Genomic DNA, 830 nt, shown 5'->3' with positions numbered 1-830 from the left:
CCGAAAATCTGTCCAAGGACCTGAGTCTGGATGAGTTCAAGAAAATGGTCGGCGGCGAATCGAAAAACGGCAAATTTCCGCCCCAGGTCATTGCGGCGGCGCAATATTTCCTCGATCACCCCGATGCTTGGAACCAGTTGTGCGGTGGCTCGAAAGGGAAGATGCACAAAGAGGATTTCCTGCAAGTCGCCTCATCGTCGATGAGCCTCACGCAAACTGAGCTGAATACGGTCGAGATGATCAAGGACCATCAGGACACGTTCTTTGGAAGCGGTGTTCTGACTCGCGACAAACTGGCGAAAATGAAAGACGACAAGAGCCTTGATCCGAAAGTGCGGGAAGCAGCCTCTCAGCTCCTTTCAGATCCTCTTTTGTTTGGCCTCCTGAACAATTCGATCACGGGCTATAAGACCCATCATAAATTCTTCGACTTTGGCGGCGGGCATACGGTTGATTCCGGCAATATCAGCAAAAAAGACTTTGCCCATTTTTGCACAAACATGTCGTCTGCGAACCGCAACGTTCAGCAGCCAATCACCCACGGCGCCCAAACCGCAGAAGAGCAGAATGCCGTCGCGGACATGAAGATGGGCCTGATGGACCAGCCTGACATTAAGTCAGCCAAAAAGAACGGCGGGGCCGTCATGCACGTCGTCGACTCCGTGCTCAAAATCGAGACGAAAGTGCTCGACTTGGCGGCAACGGCGGTGGGACTGCTCAGCTTCATTCCGGGCCTCGGACAAGTAGCCGATCTTGCCTCGATGGTTCTCGAGGCTGAGTCGCAAGCAGCCAATCTCCTGCGTACGGCCATTAACGGAGGCGATATGAAG

At 53.6% G+C, this 830-nt stretch carries 1 protein-coding gene; it reads left to right on the top strand.

Translation table 11 applies throughout. The features are described from left to right. Positions 1-830: HrpF/NolX family T3SS translocon protein (locus EOA85_RS36365; protein WP_281033839.1), on the top strand; the 830-nt coding region annotated here is incomplete at both ends.

This window comes from Mesorhizobium sp. M5C.F.Ca.IN.020.29.1.1, from assembly GCF_003997375.1.
GTDB lineage: Bacteria > Pseudomonadota > Alphaproteobacteria > Rhizobiales > Rhizobiaceae > Mesorhizobium > Mesorhizobium wenxiniae.
Note: the sequence above shows the minus strand (reverse complement) of the source record. Positions and strands in the feature narration are given on the sequence as shown.